22 protein-coding genes and 1 riboswitch are annotated in these 19,194 nt (G+C 39.2%); of the genes, 4 read left to right on the forward strand and 18 right to left on the reverse strand.

What is annotated here, in order from left to right; genetic code table 11:
* Positions 1-14 precede the first annotated feature (14 nt).
* The 3 genes from IEU65_RS00105 to IEU65_RS00115 form a co-directional block, all read right to left on the reverse strand.
* A complete protein-coding gene (locus tag IEU65_RS00105) occupies positions 15-824 on the reverse strand; it encodes a Nif3-like dinuclear metal center hexameric protein (RefSeq protein ID WP_031941000.1) in 810 nt (269 codons plus the stop codon).
* Positions 818-1,507 carry a tRNA (adenine(22)-N(1))-methyltransferase gene (locus IEU65_RS00110; RefSeq protein ID WP_010278428.1) on the reverse strand — a complete coding sequence of 230 codons (690 nt, stop codon included), beginning with the start codon at positions 1,505-1,507 and terminating at the stop codon, positions 818-820. Before IEU65_RS00110 ends, IEU65_RS00105 begins: the two co-directional genes overlap by 7 nt.
* 69 nt (positions 1,508-1,576) lie before the next feature.
* On the reverse strand, positions 1,577-2,518 hold the full coding sequence (locus IEU65_RS00115) for a DMT family transporter (RefSeq protein WP_010278426.1): 942 nt from the start codon (positions 2,516-2,518) through the stop codon (positions 1,577-1,579).
* A 168-nt stretch (positions 2,519-2,686) separates the two neighbouring features.
* A riboswitch (TPP riboswitch) is annotated at positions 2,687-2,776 on the forward strand.
* A 144-nt stretch (positions 2,777-2,920) separates the two neighbouring features.
* Between IEU65_RS00115 and IEU65_RS00120 the strand changes: the two genes are divergently transcribed.
* The 4 genes from IEU65_RS00120 to IEU65_RS00135 are packed head-to-tail and all read left to right on the forward strand — an operon-like array spanning position 2,921 to position 5,840.
* Positions 2,921-3,499, forward strand: a complete 579-nt coding sequence (locus IEU65_RS00120; RefSeq protein WP_010278425.1) for an ECF transporter S component — start codon at positions 2,921-2,923, stop codon at positions 3,497-3,499.
* Positions 3,496-3,789 carry a thiamine-binding protein gene (locus IEU65_RS00125; RefSeq protein ID WP_010278420.1) on the forward strand — a complete coding sequence of 98 codons (294 nt, stop codon included), beginning with the start codon at positions 3,496-3,498 and terminating at the stop codon, positions 3,787-3,789. The genes IEU65_RS00120 and IEU65_RS00125 overlap by 4 nt, the downstream gene beginning before the upstream one ends.
* A 36-nt stretch (positions 3,790-3,825) precedes the next feature.
* Positions 3,826-5,199, forward strand: a complete 1,374-nt coding sequence (locus IEU65_RS00130) for an ABC transporter ATP-binding protein (RefSeq protein ID WP_147651360.1) — start codon at positions 3,826-3,828, stop codon at positions 5,197-5,199.
* Positions 5,199-5,840, forward strand: a complete 642-nt coding sequence (locus IEU65_RS00135; protein ID WP_010278418.1) for an energy-coupling factor transporter transmembrane component T family protein — start codon at positions 5,199-5,201, stop codon at positions 5,838-5,840. Before IEU65_RS00130 ends, IEU65_RS00135 begins: the two co-directional genes overlap by 1 nt.
* Here the strand turns inward: IEU65_RS00135 and rnhB are convergent.
* The 15 genes from rnhB to IEU65_RS00210 all read right to left on the reverse strand — a co-directional run bounded on the left by rnhB (position 5,797) and on the right by IEU65_RS00210 (position 19,163).
* Positions 5,797-6,585, reverse strand: a complete 789-nt coding sequence (gene rnhB / locus IEU65_RS00140; RefSeq protein ID WP_010278416.1) for a ribonuclease HII — start codon at positions 6,583-6,585, stop codon at positions 5,797-5,799. The genes IEU65_RS00135 and rnhB overlap by 44 nt on opposite strands.
* Positions 6,582-7,427 carry a ribosome biogenesis GTPase YlqF gene (ylqF, locus tag IEU65_RS00145; protein WP_010278413.1) on the reverse strand — a complete coding sequence of 282 codons (846 nt, stop codon included), beginning with the start codon at positions 7,425-7,427 and terminating at the stop codon, positions 6,582-6,584. Before ylqF ends, rnhB begins: the two co-directional genes overlap by 4 nt.
* Positions 7,428-7,445: 18 nt before the next feature.
* Positions 7,446-7,673: a YozE family protein gene (locus tag IEU65_RS00150; RefSeq protein WP_010278410.1), complete on the reverse strand. Its 228-nt coding sequence runs from the start codon at positions 7,671-7,673 to the stop codon at positions 7,446-7,448.
* The gene (locus tag IEU65_RS00155; RefSeq protein WP_010278408.1) at positions 7,660-8,274 is read right to left on the reverse strand and encodes a YpmS family protein; all 615 of its coding nucleotides are present in this window, start codon (positions 8,272-8,274) and stop codon (positions 7,660-7,662) included. The genes IEU65_RS00150 and IEU65_RS00155 overlap by 14 nt, the downstream gene beginning before the upstream one ends.
* A complete protein-coding gene (locus IEU65_RS00160) occupies positions 8,256-9,161 on the reverse strand; it encodes an SGNH/GDSL hydrolase family protein (protein WP_010278406.1) in 906 nt (301 codons plus the stop codon). Before IEU65_RS00160 ends, IEU65_RS00155 begins: the two co-directional genes overlap by 19 nt.
* A 98-nt stretch (positions 9,162-9,259) precedes the next feature.
* Positions 9,260-10,114 carry a DegV family protein gene (gene fakB / locus IEU65_RS00165; protein ID WP_010278404.1) on the reverse strand — a complete coding sequence of 285 codons (855 nt, stop codon included), beginning with the start codon at positions 10,112-10,114 and terminating at the stop codon, positions 9,260-9,262.
* Between the two features lie 9 nt (positions 10,115-10,123).
* Complete coding sequence (locus IEU65_RS00170) at positions 10,124-10,621, reverse strand: dihydrofolate reductase (RefSeq protein ID WP_010278402.1); 498 nt, start codon at positions 10,619-10,621, stop codon at positions 10,124-10,126.
* Entirely contained in the window at positions 10,608-11,813 is a 1,206-nt protein-coding gene (locus IEU65_RS00175; RefSeq protein ID WP_010278400.1) for a CCA tRNA nucleotidyltransferase, read from the reverse strand. The genes IEU65_RS00170 and IEU65_RS00175 overlap by 14 nt, the downstream gene beginning before the upstream one ends.
* A 37-nt stretch (positions 11,814-11,850) precedes the next feature.
* Positions 11,851-13,116 (reverse strand): tetratricopeptide repeat protein, encoded by a 1,266-nt coding sequence (locus IEU65_RS00180; RefSeq protein ID WP_010278397.1) that lies wholly within the window; start codon positions 13,114-13,116, stop codon positions 11,851-11,853.
* A gap of 14 nt (positions 13,117-13,130) precedes the next feature.
* A complete protein-coding gene (gene menC / locus IEU65_RS00185) occupies positions 13,131-14,231 on the reverse strand; it encodes an o-succinylbenzoate synthase (protein ID WP_010278395.1) in 1,101 nt (366 codons plus the stop codon).
* Positions 14,218-15,015, reverse strand: a complete 798-nt coding sequence (gene menH, locus IEU65_RS00190; protein ID WP_010278394.1) for a 2-succinyl-6-hydroxy-2,4-cyclohexadiene-1-carboxylate synthase — start codon at positions 15,013-15,015, stop codon at positions 14,218-14,220. The genes menC and menH overlap by 14 nt, the downstream gene beginning before the upstream one ends.
* The gene (menD, locus tag IEU65_RS00195) at positions 15,012-16,643 is read right to left on the reverse strand and encodes a 2-succinyl-5-enolpyruvyl-6-hydroxy-3-cyclohexene-1-carboxylic-acid synthase (protein WP_010278392.1); all 1,632 of its coding nucleotides are present in this window, start codon (positions 16,641-16,643) and stop codon (positions 15,012-15,014) included. Before menD ends, menH begins: the two co-directional genes overlap by 4 nt.
* Positions 16,636-17,832, reverse strand: a complete 1,197-nt coding sequence (locus IEU65_RS00200; protein ID WP_010278390.1) for an isochorismate synthase — start codon at positions 17,830-17,832, stop codon at positions 16,636-16,638. The genes menD and IEU65_RS00200 overlap by 8 nt, the downstream gene beginning before the upstream one ends.
* A gap of 60 nt (positions 17,833-17,892) precedes the next feature.
* Positions 17,893-18,693 carry a bifunctional hydroxymethylpyrimidine kinase/phosphomethylpyrimidine kinase gene (locus tag IEU65_RS00205; protein WP_031940999.1) on the reverse strand — a complete coding sequence of 267 codons (801 nt, stop codon included), beginning with the start codon at positions 18,691-18,693 and terminating at the stop codon, positions 17,893-17,895.
* Positions 18,693-19,163 carry a hypothetical protein gene (locus IEU65_RS00210; protein ID WP_010278384.1) on the reverse strand — a complete coding sequence of 157 codons (471 nt, stop codon included), beginning with the start codon at positions 19,161-19,163 and terminating at the stop codon, positions 18,693-18,695. Before IEU65_RS00210 ends, IEU65_RS00205 begins: the two co-directional genes overlap by 1 nt.
* Positions 19,164-19,194 lie beyond the last annotated feature (31 nt).

Below are 19,194 nucleotides of genomic sequence, written 5' to 3' on the forward strand. Positions count from 1 at the left end.
TCCTTTTTGGTCGACTACTGCTGTCCGGACGGTCCCAAAATATAAGTATAAGGATCTGTATTCATCTTTGTGGCAAAAACATCGAGCTGATCACCACACCATACTTTTACTTGATCAGCCATTTTTTGATTAGCAATGGCTTCCATGTGGTGATCTGGATCAATGACTACAAAATCATCTGCTTTGATATCATGTCCTACATGATAGTACACATCAGCAGTAACAAAAGCATCAGCCCCTGACTTTTTAGCTATTGACCAAAACTTACCCCCATCTCCACCTAGAACTGCCACCGTTGAAATGACACGATTAAGATCATTGGCTATGACACGAACAGCTTCAACGTGAAAAATATCACGCATTTGTTTCGCAAAATTAGCCACTGTCAATGGTTTATTTAACTTACCAATTCGTCCTAATCCTGTTTTGCCATCTGCATTAGGGATTAAAGGCACTGTGTCCTCAATATTTAGCGCAGCTGATAACCAATCATTCATTCCACCAAAAGCACTGTCCAAATTGGTATGTGATGCATAAACGACAATTTGATTCGCGATAAGATCTGCATACATTTGATTTTGTGGAACAGATAGGTCTAAGTTTTTGGCTGGAAAAAACATTGCCTCATGATGTGCCCAAATAAAGTCTACCCTAGCAGCAATGGCTTCTTTGACAACTTCTGGACGCACGTCTAACGTAGTCATAACGCGATTAATTTGTTGATTAGGGTTGCCAATTTGTAAACCGGTGGGATCCCCTGCTTCTGCCAATGATAGTGGCGCAAACTGTTCAATTTGATCAATTAATTCTTGTGCAATCACGATATCAGCTCCTTGATGCGATCATAAGTCGTTTGCCATTTCTTATAAGCTACTGTATTTTGGTTTCCTGAATTTTTCAAATGTTCCAAAATAAGTTGGATGCGGTCACATTCTTTTTGCCACTTGGCGACAAAAATTGGTGATTTTGCTTGCAACAGATACGGACCAAAATCAATCTCATGATCAGATAATTTTGATTCACCAGGTGTTGCAACAATCACTTCATAAAAATGCGAACCTTCCTGAACAATATCTTCCGCTATAATCAAATAGTGGTTGTTGTTTAACCATGATCTGACAACATTCTCATCAGTATTTGGTTGTAAAATCAAAGTATTAAATTGATGATTTTTTGAGTGCCCGGCTGACAAAATGTCTTGAATTAAAATGCCGCCCATGCCAGCAATTACAACCGTGTTAACCTTATCAGCGGTATCAATAGCGGCTAGACCATTCGCTAATCGCGCCTCAAGTTTGCCATTCAGATGTCGTCTGTTAATTTCATGTTGGACATTTTCAAATGGTCCCTGAGCAACCTCACCGGCTATGGCATGCCGGACATGATTGGTCAAGAGTAAGTGTGCAGGTAAATAGGCATGATCTGAACCGATATCAGCAATTATTGCGTCTTGTGGCACGTGCTTAACCACAGCTTCAAGGCGTGGCGAAAGATGAATACTATCCATAATGTTTCCTAAAAAAATTTTTTTACTCCTACAAGTATAGCAAAAAAGCCAGCTATGCGCTGACTTTCCTTATCCAAATTTTATCAGTAGCACACCGATTGCCATCACCACGATACCAAATATTTGAGCCCGCGTCACTTGTCTTTGTGGTGAACGCCACCATCCAAATTGTGTGACAGCCATTGATCCAACGATTGAACCAAATAATCCCAAAGTCACCGTTACTCCTGCTCCCAGTTGTGGCACTAAATAGGCGGCTGCGAAAACAAACGCAGCGCCCAATACGCCACCAATGAACAACCAAAATGGCTGTTCATTAGCGTGGAATGTTTTGGGTAAAAGAGACTTGTCACGAACCATGACAACCAAAAAAATCAAGATGGTGCCTGTCAAAAAAGAAAACACCGAGGCACCAACTGAGGAATGCATTAATTGTCCTAAGTGACCATTGATGGCTTGTTGAATAGCTGAAATAGCACCTGCCACTATCCCCCACAAACGCCATAAATTCAACGTAACGGCGTTTTCATGATCTGTGTCACTTTTTTCTTCAACCTTAGCGAATCCTCGGCTCGCCAACACAACAGCAATATAAATACCTAAGAATAAAATCAAAATTCCCATCGACTTCAACCAGGTTAAAGGATGTTGTTGTGCCCCAAAAAGCCCAAATATATCAATCACTTCTCCCATCAAAACTTGGCCTAAAATGGGCAGAATAATCGTTTGGATTGCCCCTAATTTAGGAAACATTAAAATGTTAGACGTTAAAAAGAAGACACCCAAAATCCCGCCCAACCAAATCCACCACGGATTATGCGATAAAACAGTGCCAATAGGAACAATATGTTGACTAGTTCCAAAAAAGACGGCGATGAGAAATATTGTCCCGACTGTAAATGAAATCAAACTAGACCTAAACGGTGAACGCACCGCTGCACCTAATTTTGCATTAATAGCACTTTGATTAGCTAATAAGAATCCAGCAGCCAATCCAATAAAATAAAGCATCTCAATACAACTCCTAAACTTATCTTCTTAATTGCAACTCATGAATAATAAGTATACCCATAAGAACCATTTTTGCAAGCCAAACGACTTTCACCGCTTGCAGGCAAAAATGGATTGTGGTACACTCTGTTTGTGAGTTAATCACAAACAATTGAAAACAATTGAAAACACCAAAATCTGGGGTGCCAAACGGCTGAGATAATACCCATATAACCTGATCTAGATTATACTAGCGTAGGGAGATTTACTTTAATATTGATTGTATACAGACGAACTACCTATTCAGTCTGTTGTAGTATTTTTAATTGATATGATATCAAAGCCAATCTTCCCACGAAGATTGGCTTTTTGTATGTCTAACCTCATGGCGGTGTTTTCACAACAAATTCGGAGGTGTGCAACATGCATACAAAATGGTCACTTCGTGACGTCATCTTTATCGCACTCATCGCGGTGTTTTTCGGCTTTATTTTCTGGGCTTGGGCATTTGCTTATAATGTTATTGCAGCAATATTAACACCTATGGGTTTAAGTCCATACGCTAACGATGCAACAATTGGTCCATGGCTAATGGCTGGTCCAATGGCGGGATACATTATTCGCCGTGCCGGAGCTTCGATTATTGGCGAAACACTTGCAGGTACTATTGAAATGGTTTTTGGCTCACAATGGGGTGTCATGAATATCGTTGCTGGTGCCATTCAGGGCCTCGGAACTGAAATTGGATTTGCTATTTTTGGATATCGACGTTGGGATAAAACTAGCTTAACAGCTTCTGTCATTACCGTCACAATTGTCACCTTTGGTTGGGACTTGCTTCGCAATGGCTATGCCCAATATTCATTAGGTCTGTTAGTTGGTCTATTTATCACACGCCTGATTTCATCGGCAATTTTTGCTGGTGTCATTGTTTACTTCACACAGAAGCTAATTGCTAAATCAGGTATTTTGACAACGCATCAATCAGAGGTGATCTCATGATTTCAAGTATTGCAGTACAAGTTTTGCCAATGACTGCCAACGAAAATGATGTGATTAAAATTGTTGATCATGTCATTGCTTATATTGATGCTAGCGGTGTTAATTACCAAGTTGGTGCGTTTGAATCGACATTAGAAGGTGATTACGATCAATTGATGGCAATCTTAGCACAATTACCAAAAGTTGCGGCCGAAATCACAGACATACCTGTAATGGTTTATAGCAAAATCAATATGGCGACGACTAGCGATGTACTTACAATAGCAAAAAAAACAGATAAATACAGATAAAGCGGTTTTTTCCGCGTACATAGGATACCACAAACCATGATTGTTACTCTAGAACACCTTAATTTAAGCTATGGCAAAACAAAAATTTTTGACGACTTGACATTGACCATTCAAGAAAATAGCTTCAACCTTTTGATTGGACCATCGGGTATTGGTAAATCTACTTTGTTAAAAATTATTGCTGGCCTGTTTCCTCAACTTAAAGGCACTGTTTTGGTTGACAATATCGCCATCAGCCAGCTACCAGCTAATCAGAGAGCCCAGTATGTTGGTTTCTTATTTCAAGATCCCGACACACAGTTTGCGATGCCTACCCCTTTTGAGGAATTGACGTTTACACTAGAAAACTTGCAAATTGCGTCTGATGAAATAGCTGAACGTGCAACAGCGGCGCTTAAATTTGTCGGCATCGAACAACTAGCCAATCAACAAATGACCACACTATCAGGTGGTGAAAAACAAAAAGTTGCTTTGGCAATTATCGTTGCGATGAAAAGTAAATTGTTACTACTAGATGAACCTTTCGCTAATGTTGATATGACAGCACGGCAGGAAATTTTAAAAAAAGTAAAAACATTGCAGGCCGATGGCGTTACAATTCTTGTTGCGGATCACGATTTTTCAGGCTATCCAGAGATTGTCAACAATGTGTGGGAAATTCATAATCATAAAATATCAGCACTTGATCATACTCAATTTATTCAACGACTTCCAAAGCCACAACATCATACTTTTAAAATAATCAGTGAAGGGGTTTTTGAACTAAATCATTTCAAGTTATTGAACGAAAAAAAGACTTTGATAACGGTGCCAGAACTTCTAATTGGTGCACCAGGAATTACCCTCCTGACTGGCGCAAATGGTAGCGGCAAATCAACTTTATTTAATGCGTTAACTAAATTGAAATCTTTTGATGGGCAGATAACTTATCAATCAAAAAATATTCAAAAATTAAAAGTTGCACGATATGTTCAAGAAGTGGCACTATTGTTTCAAAGCCCAGAGCGCCAGTTTCTTCGAATGACTGTCGATGAGGAATTAACATTGAGTTATCAACATAGTCAACAACGCGCATTTTGGTCACCCCAAAAAATTGATCATTATCTCACGCGTCTCAACCTCCTCCATCTGCGGCAACACGTTGTCTATCAACTGTCTGGCGGTCAAAAGAAAAAGCTGCAACTGTTACTGATGTTAATTGTTAGCACGCCCGTTTTGTTGCTTGACGAACCAATTGCTGGGCTAGATGTCGCCTCCGTACGTGTGGTCGCTGAAATATTACAAGAACTTTCAACTCAAGGTAAACAGCGTTTTATTATTATTAGTCACCAATTAGATGCCCTATTACCAGTTGTTAATTATCATCTACACCTTGATCATCAAACATTATACTATCAGGAGCAATTTTAATGAATTCCGGTGTTAAATTCGGCTTTATTTTAATCGTCAGTATTGAACTGACCTTTATATTGAATGCGCGTATTAATTTTATAGTAGCCATCATTGCGGCAGTTTATTTAATGTTATCAAGATTAACATGGCAACGCTATTTATTGCTCGTGCTAATGCCTATTTTGCCCGTTTTGGGGGCGTGGACATCATTTAGTACATATGGCACTCACAACATGGCAATTGTTATGGCGACCCGTATTGTAGCTTACATTTATCTTGGTGCCGCCTTTTCATTTACAACTAATATGGTGGATTTATTAAATACCCTAGAGCAAAAATGGCATTTACCAACAACCTTTGTCTACGGGTTACGAGGTGCACTGACATTCGTCCCCCGCGTCAAACAAGAAATCAAAACAATCCACATTGCTGCTCTCATGAGAGGTGAACACTTATCATTTTATTCACCACAATTATTTTTCAAAGCGATTTTGATTTCTCTGCAATGGTCAACTCGACTATCAACAGCAATGGTTTCACATGGTTTTACAGAAAACGCACCACGCACTCATTTTCAGTCAGTGGTCATCCAAAAAAGAGACTGGCTAATAGCCGTCAGTCTCTTGGTGATTTTGCAATTGATGATTGCATATCTTTAATTGGTGCAAACGTTTTGCGATGAATTGGCGTGATTCCTTTCCTTTCAATGGCTTGGAGATGTTCTTTTGTCCCGTAACCGGCATTTCTTTCGAAACCATACCCAGGATATTTTAGACCATAGTCAGTCATTAAACGGTCCCTAGTGACTTTTGCCACGATACTAGCAGCGCCAATACTATTACTCCGTGCATCACCTTTAATGAGAAATTCTTGCGGGATATCAAGGTCCAACCGCATAGCATCAATCAATAGCACCTCGGCGTTAAGCTGTAATTTAGAAACAGCAATCGTCATCGCCATGCGAGCTGCTTCATAAATATTGATGTCATCGACGATGGTGGCATCAACCTCTCCAATGCCAACAGCCAGAGCCTGTGTCATGATTTTTTCATACAAATCTTCCCGCTTTTTAGCTGATAATTGTTTTGAGTCAATGACATCTAAAACGTTGAAATTATGAGGTAAAATCACGGCTGCTGCAATTATTGGTCCTGCTAATGGACCACGACCTACTTCATCAATCCCTGCAATATTGTCGTAGCCTTGTTCCCAATATTGTCGTTCAATATCAAATCTATGCACAAATGCAGTCTGTTTTTTAGCCGTCCTGTCTTGGCTTTTCCGCCAATTCTGGATGGCTTTTTGCACGCCCACACGTGAATCTTGCTGCCAAACTAATAACCGTTCATCATCAGGTAAAATTGTTTTAAGTTGTGTCTGAATTGCTTTTATTGTCTCACTCATACATCAATCAAATCCAGTGTAAATGCACCTAATTTATTTTTTCGCAAGTCGTTTAATAATCGTTCACTTGCCTTATCATAATCATCTTTGAAACCAAGTTTTGTCGTAATTGCTAGTAATACATCGACATTTTCTTGCTCGAAAATATCGTCCGACAAATGATAACGTTCAATCACGGCTTCAGGACGATACTGCCTGAAGAAAGCAATTAGAAAAAGCGCAGCGTCATCTTTGGCAAAAATTGTATCCTTGACAGCACCAGTTAAGGACAATTTCATACCGATTGTTTGATCTTCAAATTTTGGCCACAAAACACCTGGCGAGTCTAGTAATTCTAGCTTAGTTGGGGTTTTCAGCCAAGCCACTTTTTTGGTGACACCTGGTCGATCGGCAGTCGGTGCAACATTTTTCATCACTAAATGATTTAGCAACGTTGATTTACCAACATTGGGGACACCAGTAATCATTGCACGTATTGGTTGATCCTGGATACCACGTGCCAACTGAGCTTCTTTTTTTGCCTCAACAGCCCGTCTAGCCGCTTTAGTAACTAATTGCGGTGTGCGTGGATCACGCGTATCCAGCACCAAAACTGTATACCCCTGTTCTTCGAATCGCTTTTTCCAAGCCCGTGTTTGTTCTGGGTCAGCTAAGTCTGCTTTCGTCATGATCAACAATCGTGGTTTTTGACCAATGAGTTTATCAATCTCAGGGTTACGTGAGCTTTCTGGGATTCTTGCGTCAACCAGTTCAAAGACAACATCTACTAATTTTAAATTTTCTCGCATTAAACGGAAGGCCTTGGCCATATGACCAGGAAACCATTGAATAATTTGTGCCATTTTTGAGCGTGCTCCTCTTTATCGATCTGCAATATACATTGACCACGCTTCATCAAACGTCGTCATACTCATCAAATAAGTCGTATTTTCTTCTAAATACTTAGAAATATCATCAAAATCTGTACTTTGTTTAGGAAATGTCGAATCCAAAAAGGCGTTGTTAGCAAATTGCTGCACATCATCAGCGGCCACTGGATTACGATTGGTCATTAACCAATTATAAAATGAGCGATCACTTTTTCTCATCTACTAATCCTCCTTCAAATACAAATTGATCTGCTTTCATATCAATGATTTTGGCCCGAAATGTTAGCCCTTGTGTCGTTGGTAATTGACTCATATCAACAAATATTTCCTTTTTCTTAGGCATGATAGTCACATATTTTGGTGCATCATAACTTGACCGAACAAAGCTCATGACAGTTGATACAGGCAGCGATAAATTACCGATTGCTAGTGATTTTGCTTTTAAAATAATATTCCCATTAGTGGTGACTTGCGGATCCAGCGCCATACCAAAGTTAAACTTTTGCCCTAAAAACTTGGTGCTGCCATACATCATAACTTGGTCTGAAACATCAAATGTGAAACCGCTATTGTCAGAATCGTTAAGGTAGTGGGCAACTAGGGCGTTAATTTGTTTTTTGTTTAATGTGATATCAAAGGTGGCATCCGATTTAGCAATTTTTGATTTACTATCAACATATTTAACCGGACCAGACGCTTGATGAAAGAACCAAAGACTGGTCAGAACAAGTCCAGCTACTAATACCCAAAAGAGCCAAAACCAGATTGAACGGTGTTTTTTTGGTGTCATAACTGGTCGTTTTAGTGTTTGATTAACCAATGTTTTTCCTCTCGTTTCATAACATGAAATAATTGGGATGTCATATATTGATACCCTTTGTTATTCGGATGATAATTATCGTCCTTTGAAATCCAATTATTGTCAACGCCTGTTTGTCCCGTCAAAACAGCCGTCATGGTTTTCGTTGCATTTTTTTCTAAACTATCACTTTCAATTTGCTTAACAAGTTTTTGGCGTTGTGACTTTGTCTTGAATTGACCGTATGTCAAGTCAAATGAACTGACATAATAAGCATTACCATCTCGTGTTGCCAATTTAGCATTAATAGCATTGAATTTTTTAACATCATCATTGAAATCTTCACGATTAGCAAAGTGAACGTAGAGCGGATTATAGTTACCAAAAATAAAGATTGGCGCTTGTTTGTTATAACCACGAACCGTTTTTAGCAATTTTGCTAACCTGATTTGATAGTTCACTTTGCCTTTAATAACTGCTTCAGACAATGCTTTTGGCGAAGAAGCTGTTATATTTTTCAGTAAAAGTTGTTGTAAATCATTACCACCCACTGTCATGACTAATACATCTGCATTTTTAAGACTGTTTTGAAAATCTGATTGTGACACTAATCTTTTTTCAATTTGATCTGAGCGGTCACCTGCTTTGCCAAAATTTTTCATGGTCACAGAAATATCATATTTTTCACGAAGCTCTTTAGCAATTCTACCAGAATAGCCTTGCAATTTCTGTGTATCACCAACACCTTCTGTTAGCGAGTCACCTAATGCTACCAAATTGATATGTGACACTTTTTCAGTTTTTGACAATGATTGATTGAGTGAATGATGTTGCCAGTTTTTAATACCAAAAAGTACGCCAGCACCAACAATCACGATGGCAATGAAGCTGATTAGTACCTTTCGCATTCGTAATTCTCCTGAAACTTTACTGGTAATTATTATAGACTAAAAAAGCGTTAGTTACAAAAAAAGCGAGTTAGACTCGCTTTTAAGATAATTATTCATCAACGGGCGCGATACAAAATTGCCAGTGCTCCCACACCTGTATGTGTTGATATAATTGGCGTCGTGTTCAAAACTGGAATTTCCAAATCCGGCCAAATTGCTTTTAATCTATCGGCTAATTGTGTCGCTTCCTCCGGAATACCAGCATGAGAAATACCAATGGCTACCATCTCTTTGTATTCTTGCATTTTTGCAATCACGTTATTATTGAATTTAGCAATAGTTTTCATGCCACGCCCCTTCAATAAAACGTCGACAGTGCCATCAGTATGTGTCACACCTGCACCGACTTTAATATTCAAGAGGTTACCAATAATACCTTGTGTTTTACTCAAGCGACCTCCGGCAACCATATTTGTCAAGGAAGTGAAGCTCAAATAAATATTAGACTCATCTCGAGCCTGCTCAATGGCTGGCACGATTTCTGCCATTGATGCCCCCTGTTTTGCCATCTCGGCAGCTTGCAACACAACGAATGCTTGTGCACGGTCGGCAGCTAATGTATCAAATGTTGTAATTTTTGCACTTGTTAAAGCTGCTGCTTGTTCAGCGGCACGAACTGTCCCCGATAATCCTGAAGACATGTGTATACTCAAAATTTCTGAATCGGGATACTTTTGGTGAATTTCATCGTAGGCGAGTTGAAACGCACCAATTGATGGTTGTGATGTCTGTGGCAAATTCTTGCTAACCGCCATTTTTTCTAAAAATTCATCACGTTGTATCGTCACGCCATCCTCATAAACGGTGCCGTCTATTTGGACGGAGAGCGGTACAATTTTGATATCATAAAAGGCTATTTCTTCAGGTGTCAATGCAACAGCTGAATCGGTTACTATTTTAATATTTGACATGTTCTTTCCTTACTTGCGTTTGTATCGTTCAACTACATACGCGTAATCATGATTGTTATCTTTGGGATGTGCCTCGCTAGAGGTCAGCTTAAATTGTGACAAATCAATTGGCGCAACAAATGTGTCACCGTCAATAATACCGTCAATTTTAGTAACGACGAGATCAGTAGCGTATGGCATAAATGCTTTGTAGACAATCGAGCCACCAGCAATGGATATATCACGAGATTCTTTCTTAATGAGTGCTAACGCTTCATCAAGTGAACGCACAACCTTTACTTCATAATAATTTGGCTGCCAACTTGGGTCCGTAGTCATCACAACACTCGTTCTGTTAGGAAGCGGCCGCCCAATACTCAACCAAGTTGGTCGTCCCATAATCATTAGTGTATTCATCGTTTCGTCACGAAAAAGTTTTAAATCATCAGGCATGTGCCATGGAATACTACCATTTTTGCCAATCGCATTTTGTTTATCCTGTGCCCAAACCATTTTAATTGTCGTCATTTACCTGCTCCTTGGCGTATTGTATCAGCGATTCACGGGTATTTTTCAGGTCACCATTGACCACTGCGTACTCAATTTTTTTCAGACATTGACCTAACTTAGGACCGGGTGTCATAACACCTTCACGAATTAAATCGCCGCCCTGAATAGCTAATTCGGACGAATTTGTAATCGGTAACATGTCTATTATATGCTTTATCTGCTCAATTGTCCCGTTTGAAACACCCAGCATTGTTAAAAGTTCAAACAACGTTTTTTTGTAGGGCAATGATTGGTACAAATCAAAAGTGGAAACCTTATCAATTTGGCGAGCTAATGGCACAACAGTCATTACCGTCACTATTGTTTCTCGGCTCAATTTCCAATTTCTTAAAAAACGATTGATTTGAGATAAAGTCAAATCTGTTTCAACCAATACCAGCGACCAAACTGCGAAAGCATCAGCAGGTTGATGTGTTGCTAAATGTTGAATGATGTTATCCCAAATTTTCAATGGCTCACCTGGCAGGTAGTTGATAACATCATCATCTAAAGCCAATTTTAAGCTTTCAGCGGCATTGAAGCCCATTAACATTTTTTCAAATTCCACTCGAATACGCTCTACGGCAATTTTAGTTAGATTAGGTGCCAAATCACGTAGCGCTTGACGTGTATCATCTGCTATACGAAAGCCTAGTTGGGCACTAAATCTTAGCGCTCTCATCATTCTTAACGCGTCTTCAGTAAAACGTGTTTCTGCATCACCAACAGCGCGAATAATACCGTTTTTCATATCAGATAAGCCATCAAATAAATCGACAACTTCACCATCATGACGCATTGCCAGAGCATTAATCGTAAAATCACGACGCTTCAAATCTTCGGATAAACTACGCACGAATGTCACACTATCCGGCCGCCTGAAATCAGTATAGGTTGACTCCGTCCGAAATGTCGTAATTTCATAGCCTTCACCATGGTCAAGCACCATCACAGTGCCATGCTGAATACCTGTATCAACCGTCCGGTTGAACAATACCTTAACTTCTTCGGGAAAAGCACTACTGGCAATATCAACATCATGTATTGGCGCACCTAAAAGTGTATCTCTAACAGAACCACCAACAAAATAAGCCTCATAGCCAGCTTGCTCTAAGTTGGCTAAAATAGGTTGCGCTTGTACAAATTCTTGTGGTAATTTATCAATTTTCATATCATCTTATTTTATCAAATAAAAGACGACTGTGGGTTTAATATTCGACACTTTCAAGGCGCATTTGCATATCGTCATCATCAGGTGCAATCTTTAAATATTGTTTCATTGTGACTAATTCTTGTTCACGCATCCCCTGCTCATGATACCAGTCAACCAAATCGTGCAAAAATGCTACGTCATCGTTATAAAGCGGTGACGCTTGCTGCCAGTATTTATTAGCCTTATCATCTTGACCTAAGGCTTGATAAGATCGTGCCAAATCCCAATAAAACTGTGGGTCAACCACATCCTCAGCAATATATTTTTCAATTAATTGGACATCTTCTTCATACAAATGCTGTGACAAGAGTAACTCAGAATACGCAATAATAGTCATCACCTCATTTTCATCTAATGCTAGTGCTTTTTGATAATATGATTGTGCAGCCGCTAAATCCCCTTGCTTGTCTGCCGCCAACCCAGCCAAACGGTACAAAAGTGTATTCGTCTCATCTTGGGCTATACCAGCTTGATATGTACGATACGCATGATCGAAATCTTGCTGATTTTCATACGCTTGTCCCAATAATGGGTATATAGAGGTATATTTAGGATCAGATTCCAAGATACTGTTAAACAGCTTAATTGCATCATTTTCACGATCGTTTTCTTGATATAATACGCCTAACTGGAACTGTGTGTCTAACGTCATTTGCTCAGGTTTAATTTGTTCCAAATAACCCACTGCGTTTTCATAATTCCCAATTTGTGCATACGCAACCCCAATCCGAGCAACCAAATCAACGCGACTAATTTCACGTTCACCTTTCAGTAACAACGACCGATAGCGTGGAATGGCTTGATGATAACTCTGATTAGCAAAATAAAATTCAGCTAGTGCGAATTGGATGATTATTTCATCTGGTGCGATTTTTTCTGCCTGTAACATGCTTAACTCAGCTGATTCATTCAATCCCTCAGTTTGGTAAATATCGGCTTTCACAAGAAGCGCTTGTAAATAAGACGGTGATGAGGGTCTGATTTGTGCTAAGTAGTCTTGGGCTTCATCAATTTGACCATCTTCAATGGCGATGTCAGCCAAAGCAGTGCGAATGTCATCCTCATCTGGAAATTTATCTAATAATTTTTTGTAGGCTCTGCGCGACTGATTCAAAAATCCTAACGCGTATAATTCTTCGGCCAAACTATAAATCATTTCATCACTATCATGACGCAATGATTGTGCAAATAATTTTTGCGCCGTGTCTAGCTGTCCACTAGATAAGGCATCCAACATCTTTTCTGCATAATTTTCTGTCATAAGCGTTCTTCCTTTTAATATTGTACGTTAATTGTGTTGGCAGACTGCATATCAGCAATGGCATCAAAATCCATTGTCACACCAATGCCAAATCCTGTTGGCACTGTGATATAACCACGATCAACAACTAACTTTTCTTTAATGATGTCCCGTTCAAAATAGCGACTACTGTCGGATATATCGCTTGGAAAAGCAATGTTTGGCAAACTTGCTAGCGCCAAATCAACACTTCGTCCTAACCCACTCGTTAACATACCGCCAATCCAAGGCTTATCAACCATTTTGATCGCCGTAATAGCATTTGAAATGCCCCCTATTTTGCCCTGCTTAACAGTTAGCGCGTCGGCGGCGTGTAAGTCAAGCATTGTGGCGATATCATCTATATTATTGACGGATTCATCTAGACTCAAGTGTTGTTGAATACGGGCTTGTAGTTGCGCATGTTTAACAAAATCGTTAGCGCTATAAGGCTGCTCAATAAAATCAACATTATCAGGCAACGCGGCTAAAAAGGAAAAGTCTTCATCACGAAAGCTACAATTGGCATCAATAGAAAAATGTTGATTGGGGTAATCAAGCAATAAATCAATCAACTTTTGCCAATCATTCGTAGCGCCATCAATTTTCAACTTATGACGTTGGTACTGCGCTTGCATCATAGCCTTAAAATCATCTGACAATCCAATTGCGACACTGACTGGTACTTTTGTTCCTGTGCCACCAATGAGCCTTTGCAAAGATTTCTTTTTCAAATGACCAACAGCATCCCAGATTGCCATTTCAAGTCCTGATTTAGCAAATGACCCGTACGCTGTTAGCGTATTTAAACGACCAGTAAACTCCTCGGGCGATTTAAACTGATAGTTCCGCAATTGAGGCAATAAAATATTTTGGATAATTGACATGCTCATGATTTGATTTTCTGGTGCATAAGTGAAATCATCAAACGATTGTATTTCGCCATATCCAATAACGTCTTGCTGTGTCACATGATCAAATAATGTCACTTGTACAATCGTTAATGGTCGCCGTTTTGTTTCTGTATGGGCCGTTTTAAATGACTGTTTTAAGGTCAAAATAACCGGCGTGAGTGTCACACTTTTAATTTGATACATTTAATGCCTCAACAAATAACTTTGATTGCTCAACATGCGTGTTATGTCCGGAATTAGGAATGACTGTTTTTTGAACGTGGGGAATTAATTGGACCATTTGATTGGCGATAGCATTAAATTTATTATCTAATTCGCCAACAATTACTTGCGTCGGCATTTCTATATCCGACAGCTTCGGCCAAAAATTAGGTTGTGCCCCCGTTCCCATTCTCAGCAATGAATTAGCAACATTTTTTGAGTTTTGTAACAAGCGCTGTCGCCGAATATGATCTTTTTTTGATGATGATAACAATTGTTGCGTTTCAAATAATGGGAGTTGAGCCCAATTATCCACAAACTTTGGAAAATTCTCTAAAATAGCTTGCGCCTTAATCTCGTCCGCAGTTATTCTTGCTTGTCGTTCTGATACAGTTTTGAGTCCCGCTGTGGTGCTTTCTAAATAAAGATTTTTTACCAAATCGGGATACATTAAGGCAAATGCCAACGCCAAACGACCACCCATTGAATAGCCTAGCAAATTAACATTTTGCCAATGAAGTGAAACCAAAATTGATCTTAAATCATCAATTTGATTAGCCATCTCAAAACGGCTCACATCGACGACATCTGGTGCCAGACTACCAAAACCAAGTAAATCAACTGTCAAAACTTCACCAGGCAAATCCGATGTGATATCATCAAAGTCATGATGTGATCCCATAAAGCCGTGCAATAGTAGCCACTGACATGGGCGTGCATCATTTTTAGTTAGAAAAATCTGATAGGGATAGTTGTTGATCATCATAGGCTTTCTCCGATATATTTTTGATGATCACGCACATTTTGAGCACGGTTACTAGGATAAACAATTATTCTTGTGCCGTCTGTTGGTTGGTTAAGCACCTTTTGCAGATCTTCCGGTTGCTTTAATAATACGTACGACAGCTGATACAATGATGCAATTTTACTGATGTCTAATTCTAACGGTGTCCCAAAAAGTGTTTCAAAGTATTCTGTTGCTTCAGCCTGTGGCAAAAATGAAAAAATACCGCCACCATTATTATCAATGACGATAATATCAAGCGGTAGCTGATAATTTCGGGCCATCATTAAACCGTTCATATCATGAAAAAGTGTCAAATCGCCTGTCAATAATAGACTACGTTGTTTTGTCGTAGCACTCATCCCCAAAGCTGTTGAGATCACGCCATCAATACCGTTTGCCCCACGATTTGCATAGATGGTTTGTGTATTAAACCCCGAAAAAAAATCATCCATATCGCGAATAGGCATACTATTGGCAACAAAAATCGGTGTTTTTGGCGATACAGCACTGTCTAATGCTGACACAATCGCCATTTCATGTACTAATCGTTTGTCACTTTGGTTAATTAGTTGCCAATTATTTTCGAACGCTTGTTGTTCTTTACTAGGCAGCACGTTCGCCTGTCTCAAAAAATCCTGCGGTGACGCTAAAATTGCGCGAGAAACATGCCGTGAATGATCAGTTCCAGCATTTAAATCAATATGCCAAGTCTCAATATCATTATGCTTCAACCATTGTAAAACTTTCGCAGAAACTGGCGTTTTACCAAACCTAATGACTAAATCTGGTTGTAACTCCTCGGTCAATTGATTAAATTTTAACAAATAATCAATACCATGAATCGTTTCTGGTGTACGAGCACGACTTAAAATATCAGCAATGACTGGTACGTGATAGCGCTGCGAAAATGCCAACAAAGCATCGCTATATGATTCTGCAACATTTGGTCCGGCTAGAATTAACACACGTTTTGCTGTGATTGGTAGTATGTCAATTTCAATCTGAGATGGTTTTGAAAAGGATAATTGCTTAACTAACACGTTGTCCTGATTTCCTAATGTTGGCATCAAAGGCTTGCGTAACGGTAAGTTGAATTGCACTGGCCCACACGGCGCTGTATTTGCCAAATGCACAAATTTTTGTGTCGCAAAATCAATATATTCAGTTATGTCGTGATGTGTGTCTTGTAAATTAAAAGCAAGATCTGCTTTCGTAAATTTTCCAAACATATTTTGCTGTGGTAATGTTTGCGGCGCCCCATTATATTGTAATTCTTGTGGTCGGTCAGTTGACAAAATAATCAAGGGTACCTCAGACACTGACGCCTCTGCGACAGCCGGTGTATATTCTGTAATAGCAGTTCCTGATGTGCCTAATAAAACCACAGGAGATAGCGTCGTTTTAGCAATACCTAGCGCAAAAAAGCCTGCCGATCGTTCATCAACATCAACATAGAGTTGCGTATTTGGATGATGCTTGACATATTCAGCAATTAATAATGCAACTGGCGTACTACGTGAGCCAGGAGAAATCACAAAATGCTTAACACCTCCGGCTACTAAAGCAGCAATTAAATGTTTGGTATTGTTTGTTAAAGCATCAGTCATGCATTAATTCTCCTAACAATTGTAGCATTGGCTCAAATTTCAACGCTGTTTCATTATATTCCTGTTGTGCTTCTGAACCAGCAACAATCCCAGCGCCAGCAAATAAACGTGCGTGAGTTTGGTCGCAGTACATTGAACGAATGCTCACTACTAATTCACCCGTATTATCGGCTGTGACATAACCAATTGGTCCTGCAAATAAACCACGGGGTTGTTGCTCATGCTGCGCAATGTACTGCAAAGCTTCTTCTTGTGGTACACCGCCTAAAGCTGGAGTAGGATGTAGATTGTCAACTAGGTCCTTGACAGATATGTTTGCTGATAATGTACCACTAATCGGTGTATAAAGATGCTGGACCTGTTTATTTTTTAACAATATTGGCTTAGATGGCACATTTAATTGCGTTGTTAACGCTTCTAATTTCATTTTGATACTATCAACAACAAACTGATGCTCACGCTGATTTTTTAAACTATGTAATAATTTATTGCCTAATTCGTGATCACGTTTTGGATCAGGATCGCGAGGTGCAGTACCGGCAACAGCCGCTGTTTGTATTTCGCCCTGAGAGACGAATGCGAGACGTTCTGGTGTGGCAGTAACAAAAACTTCATTTTCTCGCTTCAAGATGACATGATATACGCCGTGTTCCTTTTTTAATGCTTCTAGCAGAGAAGAGATGCGAATTTGTTCGGACAATTCAATCATTTCCTGACGACCAAACACTACTTTATCCATAGGACATCTTACATCGTTAAGATTTTTAATTAAGTCAGCTACACGTACAATCCAATCTGTTTCAGACACGATATTTTTAATTTTCACCCTTTTCGTAGTGCTGATTTGCTGGTAATTTACTAAGATATTATCCAGATTCAAATCGTTGGATTGTAAACGACCATTACTGATTGAGACAATAATCTCAGGTTCAAACCAAAAACCATTCATTAGTTCGCCCTTTGAATGCTGACCATCAAAAGTATTAGCACCAAACACCAACGTATTAACTTTTTGAGGTAATGTTTGCCACGAATTTTTTGATCCAAAAGCGTAAAAAATTTGAGTCCCTGTATTATTTTCGAAAAAAGCGCTCACTTGAAAATGATCAAGCATTTGGTTTAACACTTGATAGTCATTTGAAGTTGCTTCACGTTCAAATTTAAAAAAATGATTCTCGCTCTTTTGCATGTTACTTCCTTACAACTAGATTAAAAAGCAACAGACACTCGTCTGTCGCTTAGCTATACCTTATCCCAAACGTCTTGCCGCTTGCCAAACATTACCAACATTGAATTCATCATTCAACGCAACGCCATTTTTGATACCCGCCAAAACAAATGCTTTAGCATCTTGTATCGTCTCTCGCATATCGTTTTCTGTCATATTGGCAGCGATACTAGCCGAAAATGTACAGCCAGCACCATTATTATACGGTACTAGTGTTATAACTTTCTCATTCTGGAAAATTGTAAATTCCTCACCGTCAAATAAAACGTCAACCGCAACATCACCAGACAATCTCGCACCACCTTTAATAACAACATTTTTAGCCCCTTCGCCAACTAAACGACGCGCGGCCTGCTTCATATCATCGACATTATGGATTTCAGTATTGGTGAGTAGCCCTGCTTCGTTTAAATTAGGCGTCAAAACTGTTGCCAATGGCAATAATCGATCACGAATTACCTGAGTTAATTCACTTTTACCATTTTTTAAGGCAGTCTCTTTAAAAATCATCACTGGATCAATGATGATAGGAATACTAATTGTCGATAAACAATCGGCAACCACATTGATAATGTCTACTGTAGGTAAAAGACCAACCTTAATCGCGACAATTTGATTCAATGACATAACAGAAGCCAATTGAGCTTTTATTACATTGATGTCCATTGGAAAAATTTGAAAACTATCAGTTTGTACAGTGACAATACTTGTAATGACACTCAATCCAACTACACCATACTCTTCAAAAGTAGCCAAATCAGCCTGAATACCACCGCCTGATAAAGAATCCGAACCGGCAATCGTTAAAACCTTGTTCACCATCATTGATTGCTCGACGCTACAAAACTGATGTTATGACCATCATCAGTTACTTTAGTAACAATATCACTATCACTGCCAACCCATGAATAATAGCGATTATGGGCAATTGCCCATTTTTTTGCCTCAGCTAGCGTTTTTCCTTTCAGTTTGGCTGATTCCTTAATTTCGGCAGCAGTATCTTGGCTACTCGATGAAGCGCTTGAAGACGATGAAGATTCGCTCGACGTTTCACTGCTACTACTTGAATCATCTGAAGAACTACTGTTAGAATCCACTGTTTCCTCAACCGTACTACTCTTTGACACTTTTTGTTGAATGGGTGTTGTCGTTTTCTGAGAATCAGAATAACCAATATAAACAAAAGCGCCTAAAGCAACAACAATTAATAAGGCTAACACAATAAAAAAATTGCGAATAGGATGCTTTTTTTTATAAAATCTTGGTCTTTGATAATAATTATAATCTGCCATATCCACCTCTTACTACTCTATATTATACCAA

Source organism: Leuconostoc pseudomesenteroides KCTC 3652 (assembly GCF_014634745.1).
Taxonomy (GTDB): domain Bacteria; phylum Bacillota; class Bacilli; order Lactobacillales; family Lactobacillaceae; genus Leuconostoc; species Leuconostoc pseudomesenteroides.